Source organism: Methylobacterium organophilum, from assembly GCF_022533465.1.
In the GTDB taxonomy this organism is placed as follows: Bacteria; Pseudomonadota; Alphaproteobacteria; order Rhizobiales; family Beijerinckiaceae; genus Methylobacterium; species Methylobacterium organophilum.
Window position 1 is genome coordinate 3584460 of record NZ_CP092848.1, and the last position, 17618, is coordinate 3602077.

Here is a 17618-nt window from a genome sequence, read left to right on the forward strand (position 1 = left end):
CTATTCCACCCGCACCCAGCCCTGGGGCATCAGGCGCTCCTGCGGGCGGAAGCGGGCCTTGTAGTCCATCTTGCGGGAGCCCTCGACCCAGTAGCCGAGATACAGGTAGGGCAGCCCGAGGGCCCGCGCCCGCTGGACGTGATCGAGGATCATGTAGGTGCCGAGGCTGCGGCTCGCCTCCTCGGGATCGTAGAACGAGTAGACCATCGACAGGCCGTCGGCGAGCACGTCGGTCAGGCAGACCGCCACCGGCGCGCCCTTGCCGCGGCCGTTGATCGCCGTGTCCGGCCCCCGGGGCCGGTAGACCACGAGATGCGTGTCGACGTGGCTGTCCTCGATCATCATCGCGTAGTCGAGCACGGTCATGTCGACCATGCCGCCATCCCCGTGCCGCGCCTCGAGGTAGCGGCGGAACAGGGCGTATTGCTCGGAGGCCGGGCGGTTGGGCTCGGGCGTTCCGACGAGGTCGGCGTTGCGCTGGAGGATACGCTTCTGGCTGCCGGTGAGCGTCAGGTCGTCCACCACGACCCGCACGGAGACGCAGGCGCGGCAGGATTCGCAGGCCGGGCGGTAGGCGATGGTCTGCGAGCGGCGGAAGCCGCCCTGCGTCAGGATCTCGTTGAGGTCGCGGGCCCGTCGGCCGACGAGATGGGTGAACACTTTCCGCTCCTCCTGGCCCGGCAGATACGGGCAGGGGGAGGGGGCCGTGAGGTAGAATTGCGGGGTGTCGCGCGGGTGGCTCGTCACGCTCGGGGCTGGCCTCGATAGCCGGCGGCTCGGGCGCCGGCCTGCCCTTGAGTGTAGCGCTGTCGCGGCCGCGCTCAACTGGCCATGAAGGCCATGCGACAGCAATTTCTGAGGCGCGGGGCCCTCAGGGGCGCACCACCGCGAGCCCGAGGAGCAGGTCGTGCCCCAGCCGGCGGTCCGAGCGAACCAGGCCGAACAGGATGTCCAGGCACCAGAGCAGGAAGGTCGAGATCGCCAGGTAGAACAGGAGGGCGTGCACCGCCGCGGTGATCACGTCGACCGGACGCCCGCTTTCCGGGGCGACCACCCGCAGGCCCATCATGCGCATGCCGAGCGTGCTCTGGCGGGCGCCGCCCACGGTGAGGGCGCTGTACAGGATCCCGCTCGCCGGCAGGATCGCGAACAGCGTCCAGCCGAAGCCGAAGGTCACCACGCCCAGCACCGCGATGGCGGTGGCGAGCAGCGCCGTGAAGCCGAAGATGAACACGATGTCGAGGAGATAGGCCACGAAGCGCGCCCCGAGGCTCGCCCGGACATAGGGCACGGGCATCGCGGGGGCGTAGGTCTCGTAGCGTTCGGCGTAGCCGTGCTGGGGGTTCGTCATGGCGGCGTCCTCGGCGCGGACGAAATCGTCGTCGGCCAGGACATGGGGGGCCGGACGGCCCCGCTCAAGATCCCGCCCGCCTCATCGCGACGGGAGGCCGGGCGCCGCGCTCCGGGCCTCAGGGCTGCCGAGATAGTAGCGCTTCAGCAGGTACAGGGCGGCGCCGCCCAGCGGGCCGCCCTCGGTCGCGACGCCGGCGAGCTCGTCGCCCGGCCCGAAGCCGCACAGGACCCAGCGCGCCTTGCCCGCCGCCTCGCCCCGCCCGGCGACGCGGTAATCGACCCGGACGGTCTGCTTGCCCGGCCCGGCGCCGACCCGGAGCAGCTCCGGCACCGCGCCGGCCGGCGCGAGCGCCGGCACGGCCTGGCGGCAGATCTCGGCCCGACGGGGATCGACGCCGCTGCCGCAGGCGGAGAGGAGGCTCGTCAGGGCCGCGACGGCGAGCCCGGCCCGGAAGATCTCACGCACGGCCGAGCAGGCGCTCGGCCACTCGCGGCGCGTAATAGGTGAGGACGCCGTCGGCGCCGGCCCGCTTGAAGGCGAGCAGGCTCTCCGTCATGGCGCGCTCGCCGTCGAGCCAGCCGTTGCGGGCGGCGGCCTCGATCATCGCGTACTCGCCGGAGACCTGATAGGCGAAGGTCGGCACGCCGAATGCGTCCTTCACCCGGCGGATGATGTCGAGATAGGGCAGGCCGGGCTTCACCATCACCGAATCCGCCCCCTCGTCGAGGTCGAGGGCGACCTCGCGCAGGGCCTCCGTGCCGTTGCCGGGATCCATCTGATAGGTGCGCTTGTCGCCGACGAGGGCCGCGCTGGTGCCGATCGCGTCGCGGAACGGCCCGTAGAAGGCGCTCGCGTATTTGGCGGCATAGGCCATGATCTGGACGTCCCGGTAGCCGGCCCGGTCGAGCCCGGCCCGAATCGCGCCCACGCGCCCGTCCATCATGTCGGAGGGGGCGATGATGTCGGTGCCGGCCTCGGCCTGGATCAGGCTCTGCTCCACCAGCACCGCCACGGTCTCGTCGTTGAGGATGGCCCCGTCCTCGATCAGCCCGTCATGGCCGTGGCTCGTATAGGGATCGAGGGCGACGTCCGTCATCACGCCGATCTCGGGCACGGCCTTCTTCACCGCCCGCACGGCCTGGCAGACGAGGTTGTCCCGGTTCAGGGCCTCCGAGCCGGTGGGATCGCGCAAGGAGGGATCGGTATAGGGGAAGAAGGAGATCGCGGGGATGCCGAGGCGGGCGGCCCGCTCGGCCTCGCGCACGATCTCGTCGACGCTCAGGCGCTCGACGCCGGGCATCGAGGCGATGGGCTCCCGGCGGCGCTCGCCCTCGATCACGAAGAGCGGCCAGATCAGGTCGTCCACGGTCAGGGTATGCTCGCGCACCAGGCGGCGCGACCAGTCCGCCTTGCGGTTGCGGCGGGGGCGCTGGGTGATGCCGAGGGGACTCGCGCCGGGCGCGGCCTCGCGCGCGGTCTCGACGGCGAGCGGGCGCGGTTCGTTCGGCATGCTCGGATCTCCGGGCCGCGGAAGGCGCGGCGAGGCGGGGCCTAGCACATCCGGATTTCCTCCCGAAACCGGTCGGCACGCAGGGGCGCGGTCGGATCGCCGCAGGGATGGCCCCGGGCACGGGGTCGCAGCGCGCCCCGAAGGAGCCGGATCAGGCCGGCGCGGGGCGGGACGCGGGGGCGCGCCCGATTGCCATGGGATCGGCCGGGGCTCTAAGCAGCGATCCGGGAGGCCGACAGCATGGCGCAACAGGTGGATGCGGAGATCCGGTTCGAGCGGCGGGGCGCCCTCGGCCTCGTCACCCTCGACCGGCCGAAGGCGCTCAACGCCCTCACCCTGCCCATGGTCGAGGCGATGCGGGGCCGGCTCGAGGCCTGGGCGGCCGATCCGGCGATCACCCGCGTCGCCGTGCGCGGGGCCGGCGGGCGCGCCTTCTGCGCGGGCGGCGACATCCGCAAGATCTACGAGCTCGGCCGGGCCGGGCGGCACGAGGAGGTCATGGCCTTCTGGGAGGCCGAGTACCGCCTCGACGCCGCCGTGAAGCGTTTTCCCAAGCCCTATATCGCCCTGGTCGAGGGCATCGTGATGGGCGGCGGCGTCGGCATCTCCCTGCACGGGCGCTACCGGGTGGCCTCGGAAAAGTACCTGCTCGCCATGCCGGAGACGGGGATCGGCTTCTTCCCCGATGTCGGCACCACCTACGCCCTGCCCCGGCTGCCGGGGAAGCTCGGCACCTATCTCGCCCTCACCGGGGGCCGGATCGGCGCCGGAGACGCCCTCGAAGCCGGGCTCGCCACCCATTTCGCGAAGGCCGAGGATTTCGAGGCCCTCGTTACGGCCCTGGCCGAGGCGCCCACCGTCGAGGCGGCCCTCCAGCGCTTCGCGGCCGCGCCGCCCGAGCCGGAGATCTTCCGTCAGGAGCGCGCCCTGATCGATGATGGCTTCGGCGCGGAGAGCGTCGCCGCGGTGCTGGCCCGGCTCGACGCGGCGGCGGAGGCGGGCTCGGCCTTCGCGGGCGAGACCGCGGCGCTGATCCGCACCCGCTCGCCCACCAGCCTGTCGATCGCCTTCGAGCAGATGCGGCGCGGCCCCGGCCTGAGCTTTGCCGAGGCGATGCTCACCGAGTACCGGCTCTGCGACCGGGTGATGCGCGGATCCGATTTCTACGAGGGCGTGCGCGCCGTCATCGTCGACAAGGACAACGCGCCGCGCTGGCAGCCCGACCGGCTCGACGCGGTCGACCCGCAGGGGATCGCCGCCGCCTTCGGGCCGCTCGCATCCGCAGAGCCGCGTTTCGATTGAGGGGAGGGGAAGCCTTGCGGGGTCTCAACAAGGTCGCGACCACCCGGGACGGACGCGGACGCGCCCGCGGCTGGGAGAGCGCCGACGACCGGATCGAGGGTTCGCCGAGCAAGCAGCAGACCCAGTGGGACACGGTGCTGGTCTGGTTCATGCGCATCGCCGCCCTGGTCTGGATCGCCAAGGGGCTCGCGACATGGGCCGAGATCCTGGACGTGTTGCCGGGCGGGCGTCCCTTCGAATCGGAGCCGCTCGGGCGGCAGGCGGTGATCGTCTATCTCGCGGTGATCGACTTCGTGGCCGCCATCGGCCTGTGGCTCACCAGCGCCTGGGGCGGGGTGGTCTGGCTGCTCGCGGCGACGAGCACCCTGACATTGGCGCTCACCACGCCGCAGCTCCTGCCGATGTCGCTGCCTTTCGTGATCGCGCAGGCAGTCTTCGTGGCGATATACTTTGTCATTTCTTTCGCGGCGGCGCGCGAGATCCGGTGAACGGATAGTTACGGAGATGGTTTCATTTTGCATTTACCGAGAGAGGTAAATCGCAAATTCATCCTGTCGCTTAAACCGCTTTTCATTCGCGGACCCTAGCTTGGCCCCATAAGCGGCGCCGAACAGCACGGAGCCGGAACGAACAGATCGACAGAGGCGTCCCATGAAATCCCAGACTGCGAAGGTGATCGACACCAACTCCACCGAAGATCAGGCCAACGCCCCCGGCGCCTACTTGGAGGCCCTGCATCTCGTCGAGCGGCTGCACCGCCGCCTGCTCGACGTGATCAAGGACGAGTTCGAGCGCCGCGGCCGCGAGGACGTCAACAGCGTCCAGGCCCTGCTGCTCTACAATATCGGCGACAAGGAACTCACCGCGAGCGAGCTGCGCTCGAAGGGCTACTATCTCGGCTCCAACGTCTCCTACAACGTCAAGAAGCTGGTCGAGGCGGGCTACCTGCATCACGCCCGCTCCAAGACCGACCGCCGCTCGGTGCGTATCAGCCTGACCCAGAAGGGCCGGGAGGTGCACGAGATCATCCGCGGGCTCTACGACAAGCATTCCCGCACGATCCAGCCGATCGGCGGCATCTCGGACGACGATTTCGGCCGGCTCAACCAGGCCCTCGGCCGCCTGGAGCGCTTCTGGACCGACCAGATCCGCTACAAGCTCTGATCTGCGGGCTTCGGATCCGGGACGCGCCCCGCGCGTGTCCCCGGAAGCGGCGAGGGCCGGACGCCGGGAAGCGTCCGGCCCTCGCCGCTTTTTCATGTCCGGGCAGCGCCCATGAAAAAGGCGCCCCCCTCGCGGGAGGCGCCCCGTTCACCGGAAGCCCGGCGACGACCTTCTTAGTTGAAGGTGTCGATCTCGGCGGACTCGTAGCTGGTGACTTCCATGCCGACGCAGACTTCCTGGACGATCGGAGCAGACCACTTCATGACGTTTCTCCTGCGATAAGAGGGGATGAAGGATCGGGCCCGGGGGCCCGGACACCTCAGTTGAAGGTGTCGATCTCCGCCGACTCGTAGCTGGTGACTTCCATGCCGACGCAGATTTCCTGAACGACCGGGGCAGACCACTTCATGGCGGATCTCCTTCGTGCTGACGGGGAAAACATAGGCGATCTGTTGGGCGCAACTCAAGTGGACACGACACTTATATTTCTCACAGAACGGCGAGAAAGTGCAGATTCCGGGGTCGCACCCGCCTCCAACGCACCGTTTGGAACCAAATTTCCCCTTACCGACCAGGGATATGGGGACGATATCGCCGGTTTTTAACCCCCGCACGACATGCACCGCCGCCTGACGGCCGCAGGCGGGGGGTTGCAATCGGCACGCGACCATGGCCGTGCGGAGCCGCCAGAATCCCGCAGACGAGTGCCGAGTCGATGAGCGAGAGTCCTGCCACCAACCGAATCGATCCCTCGGTGCTCGCGGCGCGGCTCGCGGACGAGCGGGCCGCCGACATCGTCGAGGCCCTGAACGAGGAGGCGCCCGAGGTCGCCGCGGCGATCCTGGTGAGCCTGCCCCACGAGAAGGCGGTGGAGGTGCTGGACCAGCCGGAGCTGGAGCAGGCGGCCGACATCGTCGAGATGCTGCCGCGCGACCGGGTCGGCGCCTATCTCTCCGGCATGTCGGCCGACCGGGTCACCGACCTCTTCCGCGAGATCGAGGAGCCCGGCCGCTCCGACCTGCGGGCGCGCCTCGACGCCGAGACCCGGGGCACGATCGACCGGCTCAGCGCCTATGGTGAGGAGACGGTCGGCTCGCTGATGACCACCGAGTTCGTGAGCGTGCCCGCGACCTGGACGGTCGCCGAGACCCTGGCCCATGTCCGCCAGGTGGAGCGCACCCGCGAGACGGTCTACGCGATCTTCGTGCTCGACCCGCGCACCCAGGTGCTCGCCAAGTCCGTGCCCCTGCGCCGCCTCATCTCCGGCGAGCCCATGGACAGCGTGCTGAGCGTCGCCCCGGGGATGCGCCCCTTGAGCGTCTCGCCCAATGCGAGCCGCGAGGAGGCGGCCCGGCTGATCTCGAAATACGACCTGCTGGCGCTGCCGGTGGTCGATTCGGTCGGCCACGTCATCGGCATCGTCACGGTGGACGACATCATCGACGCCATGGTCGCGAAGCAGACCGAGGACGTGCAGCGCTTCGGCGGCATGGCCGCCCTCGACCAGCCCTACATGGATATCGGCTTCCTCACGATGATCGGGAAGCGGGCCGGCTGGCTCTGCGTGCTGTTCCTGTCGGAGATGCTCACCGCCTCGGCCATGCAGGGCTTTCAGGGGGAGCTCGAGAAGGCGATCGTCCTTACCCTGTTCATCCCGCTCATCATGAGCTCGGGCGGCAATTCGGGCAGCCAGGCGACCTCGCTGCTGATCCGGGCCCTGGCGCTGGAACAGGTGCGCCTGCGCGACTGGTGGCGCGTGGCCCTGCGCGAATTGCCGACCGGCGTGACGCTCGGCGCGATCCTCGGCCTGATCGCGGTCGCGCGGATCGTGATCTGGCAGAAGGCCGGCCTCTACGATTACGGGCCGCATTGGGCCCTCGTCGCGGCCACCGTCGGCGCGGCGCTGGTCGGCATCGTCACCTTCGGCTCCATGGCCGGCTCGATGCTGCCCTTCGCCCTGAAGCGCCTCGGCTTCGATCCGGCGACCGCCTCGGCACCCTTCGTGGCCACGCTCGTCGATGTGAGCGGCCTCGTGATCTATTTCACGGTGGCCCTGCTCATCCTGAGGGGCACCCTGCTGTGAGCCGGCCTGCCTTGCCGGGTTTACCCGACCGGCATTGCCGCATTGCAAGATCGGGTCTGTGTTCCATTTGACGGTGCGGCTACGCTGCCGCGCCTCTCGATGGCGTCCCGATCATCCCCCAGTATGGGAGAGTTGAACGCATGATGAAGATCAACCGGAACGTGCTTCTCCTCGCCGCCGCAGCCCTGGTTCTGCCGGCCGTGACCGGCCCGGCCTTCGCCAAGAAGGGCGCGGCGAGCATCATCAAGCAGATCGACACCGACAATGACGGCACGATCGACCTCAAGGAGGTCCAGGCCGCCGCGGAGGCGACCTTCGCCAAGCTCGATCCCGACAACGACGGCACCCTCGACGTGAAGGAGCTGAAGGGCCGCCTCAGCGCCGCCGACCTCAAGAAGGCCGATCCGGACAACGACGGCACCCTCGACAAGAAGGAATACCTCGCCCTGGTCGAGACCCTGTTCAAGGAAGCCGACCCGGACAACGACGGCACCCTGGACGCCAAGGAGTTGAAGACCCCGGCCGGCAAGGCCCTGGTCAAGCTCATCAAGTAAGCGTCCCGAGACGGGCGATACGGGCCGCTCCGGGGGATCCGGGGCGGCCTTTTCGCGTCCGCTCACGGGATCGTAAGCGGAAAATAAGCTCGATTGCCCGCCATTCGCTTGCACGCAAGTCTGTTCGCGCCGATCCGCCGCTCCATAACTCCCCGGGCAACCGAACGGGGATTATCGAGATGCAACGTTCCCTTACCGCGGCCCTGGCCGGCCTGATCGCGCTCACCGGCTCGGCGCTCGCCGCGCCCCAGCTGGAGCGGGTGCGCGGCACCATCGAGAAGGCGGAAGCCGGCTCGGTCACCATCAAGACCCTCGACGGCAAGTCCGAGACGGTGGCCCTCGACGGGGCCAATTACGCCTGGGTGGTCAAGTCGAGCCTCGACGCCGTGACGGACGGCGTCTTCATCGGCACGGCGACCAAGGGCGAGAACCCGCCGACCGCCCTGGAGGTGGTGATCTTCCCCGAATCGATGCGCGGCACCGGCGAGGGCCATTACGCCTGGGACGCCATCACCGACCAGACGGCCGGCGGCGACAAGGTGAAGAGCGCCATGACCAACGGCACCGTGAAGGCCACCTCCGGCGCCCCCAAGGTCAAGAGCGCCATGACCAACGGCACGGTCAAGGCGAGCCAGGGCGGGGAGGGCGAGAAGACCCTCACCGTCACCTACGACAAGGAGGCCTCGAAGACGATCGTGGTGCCGCCCAAGGCGCCGATCGTCGCCTTCGAGCCGGCCGACAAGGCGATCCTGACGCCGGGCGGCAAGATCTTCGTGGTGGCCGCCAAGGAGGGCGACACACTCACCGGCAAGCTCGTCGCGGTCGGCAAGGACGGCCTGACCCCGCCGATGTGAGCAGCACCTGCGGGGGGGGGGAGGGCGGCGCCGGCTCAACCGGCGCCGTAGCCGCCCTTGGCATTGCCGTCGCCCGTCCGGCGGCGGCTTTCGCCCCCCTCGTCCCGGGGATGGCGCTCGTAGCCGCCCGCCTCGGGTTCGTCCTCGCGGCGCGGCGGCGGCGGGGAATGCGGGCCGGGGGACGGTTCGTCCCGGCCGCTGCGGCGATCCGCTTCCCTGGCATAGGCTTCGAGCCCGTTCCGTTTCGTCTCGCCCATCACGCGACTCCGCTGCACCCTTTCCGGGATAGGCGGCGGGGCCCGGGCGGGTTCCGTGGAAAGCGGCCGGTGCGGCCCGATTCCGATGTGCTGCGGCGCACGTCGAGCCGCGGGACGGCGCCCCATCTCCGCCGCATCGCACAGGACGGCCCGCCTCGGGACGGGCCATGCCAACGACGGAGCTTTTCCATGACCGCACGCAGCACGATCGCCGCCCTCGCCCTGGCCGCCGGCCTCGCTGTGCCGGGCGCCGCCCTGGCCCAGAGCTTCACCGCCCCCGCCGGCATCCCCGCCGCCGCCGCCCTCGGCAGCGCGGCGAGCCCGCTGATCGGGCAGGGCTACGCCACCACCGCGCGCAGCGACCTCGCCGCCCCCCTCGGCAACGAGGTGGCGACCGGCTCGGTCGGCCGTTCGGGCCACCTGCGCACGCACCACGCCCGCTGACAGCGCGGCCAAAGACGTTCGTCCCGACGGGTCGGCTCTCCGGAGCCGGCCCTTCTTTTTGCCCCGCAGGGTGCGGATCGCCGGCGCGAGACCGGACGCCTGTCACGTGTTCAAAGGGATGCCCGACACAGGCAACCCACCGGACGAGGGGGCGACCCGGCTCGCCGCAGACTCCCCGCCGCCGGTCGTGGAGCGACCGGAAAACGCCAAGCCTGAGCAGCGCGCATCACGGCCGAATGGCCGAGACGGTCATTCGACGGCCAGCATCGCGGCAAGACAAATCCCTTCTGTCGGGAACCACTCAGGCTCGCCGCGCGGCTGACGGCGGAGCGGATGCAGAGTGGCTGTCATGAGCGGAGTCCGGACGGTCCTCTTCGGTTTCAACGTACAAGAACGGACCTTCCGGCGCCCGTCTTCGGTCAGCCGAGCAGAGCCTCCCGCTCCCGTCGTGACCCGGCCATGCGGACTCTTGCGGCCTCGACGATCGAAGGCGGGGCCGTGCTCGGAAGACCGGCGTCGAAGGGGGGTGCCGGCGCATATTCCAGCGCGAGCTGGATCGTCTCGGCTTCCTCGCGACCCATCAGCTCCGCGACGACGATCAGTCCGAAGTCGATACCCGAGGTCACGCCGCCGGCGGTGATGAGCGAGCCATCCTGCACGACGCGTTGCTCGACCGAGGTCGCGCCCAAGCGAGGCAGGAAGTCTAGCGCGTTCCAGTGCGTGGTGGCGCGCCGGCCGGCCAGAAGCCCCGCCTTCCCCAACACGAGCGATCCCGTGCAGACGGATGTGACGAACCGTGCCCGCGATGCCTTGTCCCGGAGGAAGGCGAGCACCGTCTCGTCCGTCAGGAGCGCGTTGATTCCACTGCCGCCCGGCACGCAGAGGACGTCGAAATCCGGGGCTTCGGCAAGGGTCGTGTCGGGGATCAGCATCAGGCCCGTCGCCGATCGGATCGGTTCGAGGCTCTTCCAGACGAGATGGACCGTGGCGCCCTCGGCGGACGCGAAGACCTCGTAGGGGCCGGTCAGGTCGAGTTGCTGGACACCGGGGAAACAGAGAATACCGAAGCGAAGCGTCATGGATTCGTTCCTCCTCTTGACGGAGGAACCTTATCGCGGGACGAGTTGGCAATCGCGCCAATCATCGCTCGTTTCATGCCAATCGTCCGAAGGCCTCCCCATCGTGTCGAGATCCTTGTTTTCGGCAGGGCACAGATCCTGGACGTGACCGGTCCGGCGCAGGTCTTCGCCACGGCCAACGACCTGACACCCCGCGGGACGCCCGAGCCCTACGAGATCGCCCTCGTTTCTCTCGAGTCCGACATCGTCACCAGCTCCGGCATCGGCCTGAAGACCGAGAACGCTCGGATCTGCGGGGACGCGATCGGGACGCTCATCGTCTCGGGCGGATACGGCGTGGACGCTGCGCGGCGCGATGGCGAACTGATCGACTGGATCCGCCGACGCGCACCGCTCGCGACCCGGACCGCCTCCGTTTGCAGCGGTGCGATCCTCCTCGCCGAAGCGGGGTTATTGGACGGACGCCGGGCGGTGACGCACTGGCAGCGCTGCGCCGAGTTCAGGGCTTGCTACCCCGCCGTCCTCCTCGATCCCGAGCCCATCTTCGTGCGGGACGGTTCGATCTGGACGTCGGCGGGCGTGACGGCGGGGATCGACCTGGCCTTGGCGATGGTTGAAGCGGACCATGGCCGGGCGCTTGCGCTGGCCGTGGCACGCCAACTCGTGGTGTTTCTCAAGCGTCCGGGCGGGCAGGGGCAGTTCAGCACCGCGCTCGCGCTCCAGTCGGCCGACGGGACCTTCGAGGCCTTGCACGGCTGGATCGCAGCGCATCTCGACCGCGACCTGTCGCTGGCAACGCTGGCGGATCAAGCCGGCATGAGCCTTCGCACGTTCTGCCGACGCTACCGCGCGGGCACGGGCCGTACCCCCGCCGAGGGGGTCGAGCTGATCCGGGTGGAGGGCGCCCGGCGGCATCTGGAGGAGGGGGTAAGCGTCACGCGAGCCGCCGCCCGATGCGGTTTCGGCTCGACCGAAACCATGCGGCGCGCCTTCCTGCGGCACCTCGGGATCGTCCCACAAGCCTACCGCGACCGCTTCCATATGTGAGACGACCCGCAAGGACATGCGAGGGCCGCGTCTTGGATCGGAATCGGGATCACGTGCTGTCCCGAATGGGTCGGACGTAGAAAGGCCACATGCGGCGGATCGCCGACATTGCCGTGATGCCGACGCTCAGCCTCAAGCGTCACGCCCCCCTCCTGATCGGACGAACCGCCGGGAAGGTTCGGACGAGCAGACGACGCCGAGTGCAGATCCCGGCCCTCGAGATCCGAATGCTCCACCCTTCTGCCTCGCCCCGCCGCCCTCAGGCGAAGGGGCCGGCGCGGTCGATGGTCCGGTCGAGCACGCGGCCGCGTCCGGGTTCGGACAGGATGCGGCCCTCCTCGGCGATCACCTGGCCGCCGGCAATGGTCATCACCGGCCAGCCGGTCACGGCAAAGCCCTCCCAGGGCGTGTAATCCGAACCGTGGTGGAGGTTCTTCTGGGTGATGGTCTCCCGCCGCTTCGGGTCCCACAGGGTCAGGTCGGCATCGAAGCCCGGCCCGATCGAGCCCTTCCGGGGATAGAGCCCGTAGAGCTTGGCGTGGTTGGTCGCGGTCAGCGCCACGAAGCGGTTCAGGGAGATCCGGCCCTTGGAGACCCCCTCCGAGAACAGGAGCGGCAGCCGGGTCTCGATGCCGGGGATGCCGTTGGGGATCCAGCGGAAGGAGGTCCGCCCCTTCGGGTTCAGCTTGCCCTGGGGATCGTCGTAGCGGAACGGGCAATGGTCGGAGGAGACCACGTCGAACACGCCCCGCTGCAGGCCGGACCAGATCGCCGCCTGGCTCGCCGCGTCCCGCGGCGGCGGCGAGCAGACATATTTCGCCCCCGCGATCGGATCGTCCGCGCCCAGGCCCTTCATGTCCTCGGCGGTGAGGGTGAGGTATTGCGGGCAGGTCTCGGCGTGGATCTTCAGGCCGCGGCCCTGGGCCCAGGCGATCTGCTCCATCGCCTCCTCGCCGGAGACGTGGACGATCACGATCGGCAGGTCGACGAGCTCCGCATGGGTGATGGCGCGGTGGGCCGCCTCGCGCTCCACCGGCTGGGGCCGGGACAGGGCGTGGCCGTAGGGGCCGGTCTGCCCGCTGCGCTCCAGCCGCTCGGAGAGGTAGCGGATCGTGTCGTAGCCCTCCGCATGCACCATCACCCGGGCGCCCTCGCGGCGGGCGACCTCGAACACCTCCAGGATCTGGCGGTCGTTCAGGACGAGGTCGTCATAGGTCATGAACACCTTGAAGGAGGTGTAGCCGGCGGTGATCAGCGCCGGCAGCTCCTGGCCGAGCACCGCCGGGGTCGGGTCGGAGACGATCAAGTGGATCGCCACGTCGATGTGGCAGCGCCCCTCCGCCTTGGCCCGGTAGGCGGCGGCGACCTCCCGCAGGGACTCGCCCCGCGGCTGCAGGGCGAAGGGCATCACGCAGGTATTGCCCCCCGCCGCCGCGGCCCGCGTCGCCGAGGCGAAGTCGTCGGCCATGACGATGCCGGGGCCGGAGGGCTGGTCGATATGGACATGGCTGTCGATGCCGCCGGGCAGCACCAGCAGCCCGCCCGCATCGATGGTGCGGGCGGCGTCGCCGACGCGGCTCGCCACCGCCGCGATGCGCCCGTCGCGGATGCCGATCTCCGCCGGGAAGGTGTCGGCGGCGGTCACCACGGTGCCGCCGCGGATCGCGAGGTCGAATTCGGGCATGTTGTTCTTCGTCTCAGGGTTCGGGCGCGGGCGGAAGCTACTCAGCCGGGCCGCGTGTTTCGAGTGCTCGTTTGCGGACGGGGCGCTGCCCTCCCTGACGCGCTCACCGGCCGGCCAGCAGGCGTTCGAGGCCCGGGCCGAGGCCGACGCTCTCGGTCGCGGGATGAGCGATCCGGAGCGAAGCGCCCGCCCGCGCCGCGGCCAGGACGGCGCGGGTGCCTGCCTCCACGGAGCAGAGCACGGGGACCGGCACGGCGGGCTGGATCCGCCCGGCGAGGCCGGCCAGGGCGGCACCGCCGAGGATCACGGCCCCGGCGCCGTCCTCCTCCGCGCAGGCCCGGCAGGCCGCGGCGAGAAGGCCGAGGGCGGCCTCCGGATCCCGGGCGATCTCGCCCCCCGTCGGCGCCACGGTGCGGATGCCGGACAGCCGCTCCGCGAGGCCGAGCCCCGCCACGAGCTCCGTCAGCATCGGCCCCCACAGGGCCCCGCCGGTGACGATGCCGAAGCGGTCCGCCTGGGCGCAGGCGCATTCGCAGGCGGCCTGCGCCATGCCGACCACCGGGACCGGCGCGATCTCGCGCAGGGCGAACAGCCCGGGATCGCCGAAACAGGCGAGATAGACCGCGTCGCAGCCGGCGCCGTGCTCGGCCAGGGCGTCGAGGGCGGCATGGGCGGCCACCGCCGAGGCCGCCCGGCTGGCGATGTAGCGGGCGCCGAATCGGCCGGTCACCGGCACGAAGGCGGCTTCGTCGCCGGACATCGCCTGGACATGGCCCGCCAGCAGCGCGGTCACGGCCGGGGACGTGTTCGGATTGATGAGCAGGATGCGCATGGGGCTCGTTTCCGGCGCCGGGCGACGCAAGGAGCGTGCGCGGACCCGGCGAGGTCCGCCCGCCCCGACCGGCGGAGGCGCCTCACCCGATCCGTTCGAGCACCGCCGGTCCGATCTCCGGCGCCGCCTCGCCGAGCCGGTAGGCCGCCCGCAGGGCCGCCGCCGCCCGCTCCGCCGCCGCCTCGTCGCGGGCATGGACGAGGCCGAGGGGTGCCTCCGGCCCGACCGCGTCGCCGGGGCGGGCGAGGCGGGAGAAGCCGACGCTCCCGTCGATACCGTCCTGCGGCCGGGTGCGGCCGCCGCCGAGGCCGATCACCGCGAGCCCGATCGCCCGGGTCGCCACCCCGGCGACGATGCCCGCCCGTTCCGGAAGGATCGGTCGGATCACCGGTGCCCGCGGCAGGTGCCGCTGCGGGGCCTCGACCAGATCCGCCGGACCGCCGAGGGCCGCGACCATGCGCGCGAAGTGCTCGGTCGCCCGGCCGGAGGCGAGGGCCGCCTCCAGCCTGCCCTCGGCCTCCGTCGCATCGGCGGCGAGGCCCCCCGTCACCAGCATCTGCGCGCAGAGCGCCATGGTGACCGCATGGAAGCGCGGCTCGCGCCGCGCCCCGGTCAGGTAGTCGATGGAATAGGCCACCTCCACGGCGTTGCCGGCGGCGGAGGCCAGCGGCGCGTCCATGTCCGTCACCAGCGCCACGGTGGGGCAGCCGGCGCCGTTCGCCACCGCGACGATGCTTCGGGCGAGGGCGCGGGCGGCCTCTCGGTCTTCCATGAAGGCCCCCGAACCGGTCTTCACATCCATCACCAGGCCATCGAGCCCGGCGGCCAGCTTCTTCGACAGAATCGAGGCCGTGATCAGATCGAGGGACTCGACCGTGCCGGTCACGTCGCGGATGGCGTAGAGCCGCTTGTCGGCGGGGGCGAGGTCGGCGGTCTGGCCGATGATGGCGCAGCCCGCCTCCCGGGTGACGGCGCGGAAGCGGTCGAGGCCGGGGGTGGCGTCGTAGCCCGGGATGCTCTCGAGCTTGTCGAGGGTGCCGCCGGTATGGCCGAGGCCGCGGCCGGAGATCATCGGCACGTAGCCGCCGCAGGCCGCCACCATCGGGGCGAGCACGAGGCTGACCGCATCGCCGATCCCGCCGGTGGAATGCTTGTCGAGGGCGGGGCCGGGCAGGTCCCAGTTCAGCACCGTGCCCGAGCGGGTCATGGCCTGCGTCAGCGCCACCCGCTCGTCGAGGGAGAGGCCGCGGAAGAACACGGCCATGGCGAAGGCCGCCGCCTGGCCCTCGGTCACCGCGCCGTCGGTGAGCCCGGCGATGAAGCCGGCGATCTCCTCCGGGGCCAGCGCCTTGCCGTCGCGCTTGTCCCGGATGATCTCCTGCGGGAGCCTCATCGTGCCGTCTCCTGCGCATCGACCAGCGCCGCGTAGAGGCTGCTCGCCCCGATGCGGAAGGTGTCGGGGCCCGCCCAGCCCGGCCCCATGATCCGGTCGGCGAGAGCGAGATAGAGGGCGGCATCCGCCACCGTGCGGAGGCCGCCGGAGACCTTGAGCCCGCCCGCGCCGTGCGCCTTCAGCACGGTCAGCATCGCCTCCGCCGCCTCGGGCGTCGCCGAGACCGGGCTCTTGCCGGTAGAGGTCTTGATGAAGTCGGCCCCGCCCGCGAGGGCGAGGGCACTCGCCCGGGCGATCACCTCCGGGTCGCGGAGTTCGCCGGTCTCCAGAATGACCTTGAGGCAGGCTCCGGCGCAGGCCGCCCGCACGGCCTCGACCATCCGGCAAGCGGTCGCCTCCTCACCGCGCAGAAGGGCGCGATAGGGCAGGACGAGGTCGATCTCGCCGGCCCCGTCCGCGAGGCAGGCCCGCGTCTGCGCCACCACCGGGTCCGGATCCTCGTCCCCGGCGGGGAAATTGACCACGGTCGCGATCCTGATTCCCGTCCCCGCCAGCGCCCGCGCCCCCTGCGCGACGAAGGCCGGCCAAACGCAGATCGCCGCGACACGCCCAGCGGCCGCGTCCCGGCACAGGGCCGCCACGGCCGCCTCGGTGCAGGATTCGCCGAGATCGGTGAGGTCGAGGAGCGGCAGCGCGCGGGCCGCGATGTCGGGAGCGTTCATCATCGGCGCCCTCGTATCACGGGGCCGGCAGCCGCGCGACGAAGGCGGCGACCAGCCGCGCGAGATCCGCCCCCGCCCGCGCCGCCACCGCCTTGGTCTCGGCATGGTGCGGATCGCCCGCGCCGAAGCCGGCGGCGAAGTTGGTCACCACCGAGACGGCGGCGACCCGGAGGCCCAGGAAGCGGGCGAGGATCGCCTCCGGCACCGTCGACATGCCGACGAGGTCGGCTCCGAGGCGGCCAGCCATCCGGATTTCCGCCGGGGTCTCGAAGCTCGGACCCGAGAACCAGGCATAGACCCCCTCGGGCAGGGACAGGCCGCAGGCCCGTGCCGCTTCTTGAAGGGTCGCGCGCAGGGCGGGATCGTAGGCATCGACCATGGGCACGAAGCGCCCGTCGCTCGGCTCGCCGATCAGCGGGTTCATGCCCGACAGGTTGAGATGGTCGGAGAGCGCGACGAGGCCGCCCGGGCCGGCCTGCGGCATCAGCGAGCCCGCGGCGTTGGTGAGAAGCAGGGCCTTCGTCCCGAGCGCGGCGGCCAGGGCCAGGGGCCGACGCATCGCCGCCGGGTCGCCGCGCTCGTAGGCGTGACTGCGGCCCTCGAAGACGAGCACCGCGCGCCCGGCGATGCGGCCCTCGTGCAGCCTGCCGGCATGGCCGCTGACGCCGGGCGGGGGAAAGCCGGGGATCTCCGCGTAGGGGAGGGTGCGCGGCGCCTCGATCTCCTCGACCAGGGCACCGAGGCCGGTGCCGCAGACGAGGGCACAGGCATAGTCGCCGGAAAACCCCGCCTGCCGGACACGGGCGAGGGCCGCTTCCGGGCTCACGCGAGATTCTCCGGGCCGAAGGCGTGGGGCAGGAGCGCGTCGAGGGTGAGCGACAGGCGCAGGCCGTTCGGGTCGGCCACGTGGATCGGCGTCTCGGGCCGGGCGAATTCGCGGATGCGCTGGCGGCAGGCGCCGCAGGGCGTGACCGGGGCGTCCCCGTCGCCGAGCACGAGGATGGCCCGGATCGCACGGCCGCCGCCGGCAATCATGGCGGCGATGGCACCGGCCTCGGCGCAGGTGCCGACGGGATAGGCGGCGTTCTCGACGTTGCAGGCGGCATGGATGCGGCCCTCCCCGTCGAGCACGGCCGCCCCGACGGAAAAACGCGAATAGGGCGCATAGGCCCGCGCGCGGGCCGCCCGAGCCGCCTCGAACAGGGCGGCGACCTCTTCCGTCATCGGCTCCTCACCTCGGCAACACGCTCCGACGAGGGATGTTTGGCCCGCCGTCGGCGCCCCTGTCGAGAGCCGCATCGACAAGTCCTCGGCCGGGACCTATGACCCTCGCGAGATC

General features: G+C 70.9%; 22 protein-coding genes. 8 read left to right on the plus strand and 14 right to left on the minus strand.

From position 1 onward, the window contains the following. The 4 genes from MMB17_RS16835 to hemB all read right to left on the minus strand — a co-directional run bounded on the left by MMB17_RS16835 (position 1) and on the right by hemB (position 2864). Positions 1–747: an arginyltransferase gene (locus MMB17_RS16835; RefSeq protein ID WP_238310945.1), complete on the minus strand. Its 747-nt coding sequence runs from the start codon at positions 745–747 to the stop codon at positions 1–3. A gap of 124 nt (positions 748–871) precedes the next feature. After that, positions 872–1351: an RDD family protein gene (locus tag MMB17_RS16840; RefSeq protein ID WP_238310946.1), complete on the minus strand. Its 480-nt coding sequence runs from the start codon at positions 1349–1351 to the stop codon at positions 872–874. 81 nt (positions 1352–1432) lie between these two features. Then, a complete protein-coding gene (locus MMB17_RS16845) occupies positions 1433–1819 on the minus strand; it encodes a hypothetical protein (protein ID WP_241099636.1) in 387 nt (128 codons plus the stop codon). Continuing rightward, complete coding sequence (hemB, locus tag MMB17_RS16850; protein ID WP_238310948.1) at positions 1812–2864, minus strand: porphobilinogen synthase; 1053 nt, start codon at positions 2862–2864, stop codon at positions 1812–1814. The genes MMB17_RS16845 and hemB overlap by 8 nt, the downstream gene beginning before the upstream one ends. Positions 2865–3104: 240 nt before the next feature. Between hemB and MMB17_RS16855 the strand changes: the two genes are divergently transcribed. The 3 genes from MMB17_RS16855 to ldtR all read left to right on the plus strand — a co-directional run bounded on the left by MMB17_RS16855 (position 3105) and on the right by ldtR (position 5330). Continuing rightward, positions 3105–4166, plus strand: a complete 1062-nt coding sequence (locus MMB17_RS16855) for an enoyl-CoA hydratase/isomerase family protein (RefSeq protein ID WP_241099637.1) — start codon at positions 3105–3107, stop codon at positions 4164–4166. A gap of 14 nt (positions 4167–4180) precedes the next feature. Then, positions 4181–4654, plus strand: a complete 474-nt coding sequence (locus MMB17_RS16860; protein WP_238310950.1) for a DUF6163 family protein — start codon at positions 4181–4183, stop codon at positions 4652–4654. A 163-nt stretch (positions 4655–4817) separates the two neighbouring features. Next, a complete protein-coding gene (ldtR, locus tag MMB17_RS16865; protein ID WP_238310951.1) occupies positions 4818–5330 on the plus strand; it encodes a transcriptional regulator LdtR in 513 nt (170 codons plus the stop codon). A 173-nt stretch (positions 5331–5503) separates the two neighbouring features. Here ldtR and pqqA (MMB17_RS16870) read toward each other — a convergent pair whose 3' ends face one another. Next, entirely contained in the window at positions 5504–5593 is a 90-nt protein-coding gene (gene pqqA, locus MMB17_RS16870) for a pyrroloquinoline quinone precursor peptide PqqA (RefSeq protein WP_109951178.1), read from the minus strand. A gap of 56 nt (positions 5594–5649) precedes the next feature. Then, positions 5650–5739, minus strand: coding sequence for a pyrroloquinoline quinone precursor peptide PqqA (pqqA, locus tag MMB17_RS16875; protein ID WP_091970034.1), 90 nt, complete (start codon positions 5737–5739; stop codon positions 5650–5652). Between the two features lie 306 nt (positions 5740–6045). On the opposite strand from pqqA (MMB17_RS16875), the gene mgtE reads away from it, so the two are divergent. From mgtE to MMB17_RS16890, 3 genes are all read left to right on the plus strand, one after another. Further along, complete coding sequence (mgtE, locus tag MMB17_RS16880) at positions 6046–7413, plus strand: magnesium transporter (protein ID WP_238310952.1); 1368 nt, start codon at positions 6046–6048, stop codon at positions 7411–7413. A 140-nt stretch (positions 7414–7553) separates the two neighbouring features. After that, complete coding sequence (locus MMB17_RS16885; RefSeq protein ID WP_241099638.1) at positions 7554–7967, plus strand: EF-hand domain-containing protein; 414 nt, start codon at positions 7554–7556, stop codon at positions 7965–7967. Positions 7968–8146: 179 nt separating this feature from the next. Next, entirely contained in the window at positions 8147–8821 is a 675-nt protein-coding gene (locus MMB17_RS16890) for a metal ABC transporter permease (RefSeq protein WP_241099639.1), read from the plus strand. 35 nt (positions 8822–8856) lie between these two features. Here the strand turns inward: MMB17_RS16890 and MMB17_RS16895 are convergent, their stop codons facing one another. After that, positions 8857–9078, minus strand: coding sequence for a hypothetical protein (locus MMB17_RS16895; RefSeq protein ID WP_241099640.1), 222 nt, complete (start codon positions 9076–9078; stop codon positions 8857–8859). Positions 9079–9267: 189 nt separating this feature from the next. Between MMB17_RS16895 and MMB17_RS16900 the strand changes: the two genes are divergently transcribed. Further along, entirely contained in the window at positions 9268–9522 is a 255-nt protein-coding gene (locus tag MMB17_RS16900) for a hypothetical protein (RefSeq protein ID WP_241099641.1), read from the plus strand. Between the two features lie 419 nt (positions 9523–9941). Here MMB17_RS16900 and MMB17_RS16905 read toward each other — a convergent pair whose 3' ends face one another. Continuing rightward, a complete protein-coding gene (locus tag MMB17_RS16905; RefSeq protein ID WP_238310957.1) occupies positions 9942–10601 on the minus strand; it encodes a DJ-1/PfpI family protein in 660 nt (219 codons plus the stop codon). 75 nt (positions 10602–10676) lie between these two features. Between MMB17_RS16905 and MMB17_RS16910 the strand changes: the two genes are divergently transcribed. After that, on the plus strand, positions 10677–11648 hold the full coding sequence (locus tag MMB17_RS16910; RefSeq protein ID WP_241102219.1) for a GlxA family transcriptional regulator: 972 nt from the start codon (positions 10677–10679) through the stop codon (positions 11646–11648). Positions 11649–11907: 259 nt separating this feature from the next. Here MMB17_RS16910 and hydA read toward each other — a convergent pair whose 3' ends face one another. The 6 genes from hydA to MMB17_RS16940 form a co-directional block, all read right to left on the minus strand. Next, positions 11908–13332, minus strand: a complete 1425-nt coding sequence (hydA, locus tag MMB17_RS16915; protein ID WP_241099642.1) for a dihydropyrimidinase — start codon at positions 13330–13332, stop codon at positions 11908–11910. 103 nt (positions 13333–13435) lie between these two features. Next, complete coding sequence (locus tag MMB17_RS16920) at positions 13436–14164, minus strand: aspartate/glutamate racemase family protein (RefSeq protein WP_241099643.1); 729 nt, start codon at positions 14162–14164, stop codon at positions 13436–13438. Positions 14165–14246: 82 nt separating this feature from the next. Then, entirely contained in the window at positions 14247–15557 is a 1311-nt protein-coding gene (deoA, locus tag MMB17_RS16925) for a thymidine phosphorylase (protein WP_241099644.1), read from the minus strand. Next, positions 15554–16279 carry a deoxyribose-phosphate aldolase gene (deoC, locus tag MMB17_RS16930; RefSeq protein ID WP_241102220.1) on the minus strand — a complete coding sequence of 242 codons (726 nt, stop codon included), beginning with the start codon at positions 16277–16279 and terminating at the stop codon, positions 15554–15556. Before deoC ends, deoA begins: the two co-directional genes overlap by 4 nt. A gap of 16 nt (positions 16280–16295) precedes the next feature. Then, positions 16296–17105, minus strand: coding sequence for a purine-nucleoside phosphorylase (locus MMB17_RS16935; RefSeq protein WP_241099645.1), 810 nt, complete (start codon positions 17103–17105; stop codon positions 16296–16298). Continuing rightward, positions 17102–17503: a cytidine deaminase gene (locus tag MMB17_RS16940; RefSeq protein WP_241099646.1), complete on the minus strand. Its 402-nt coding sequence runs from the start codon at positions 17501–17503 to the stop codon at positions 17102–17104. Before MMB17_RS16940 ends, MMB17_RS16935 begins: the two co-directional genes overlap by 4 nt. Between the last annotated feature and the right edge of the window lie 115 nt (positions 17504–17618).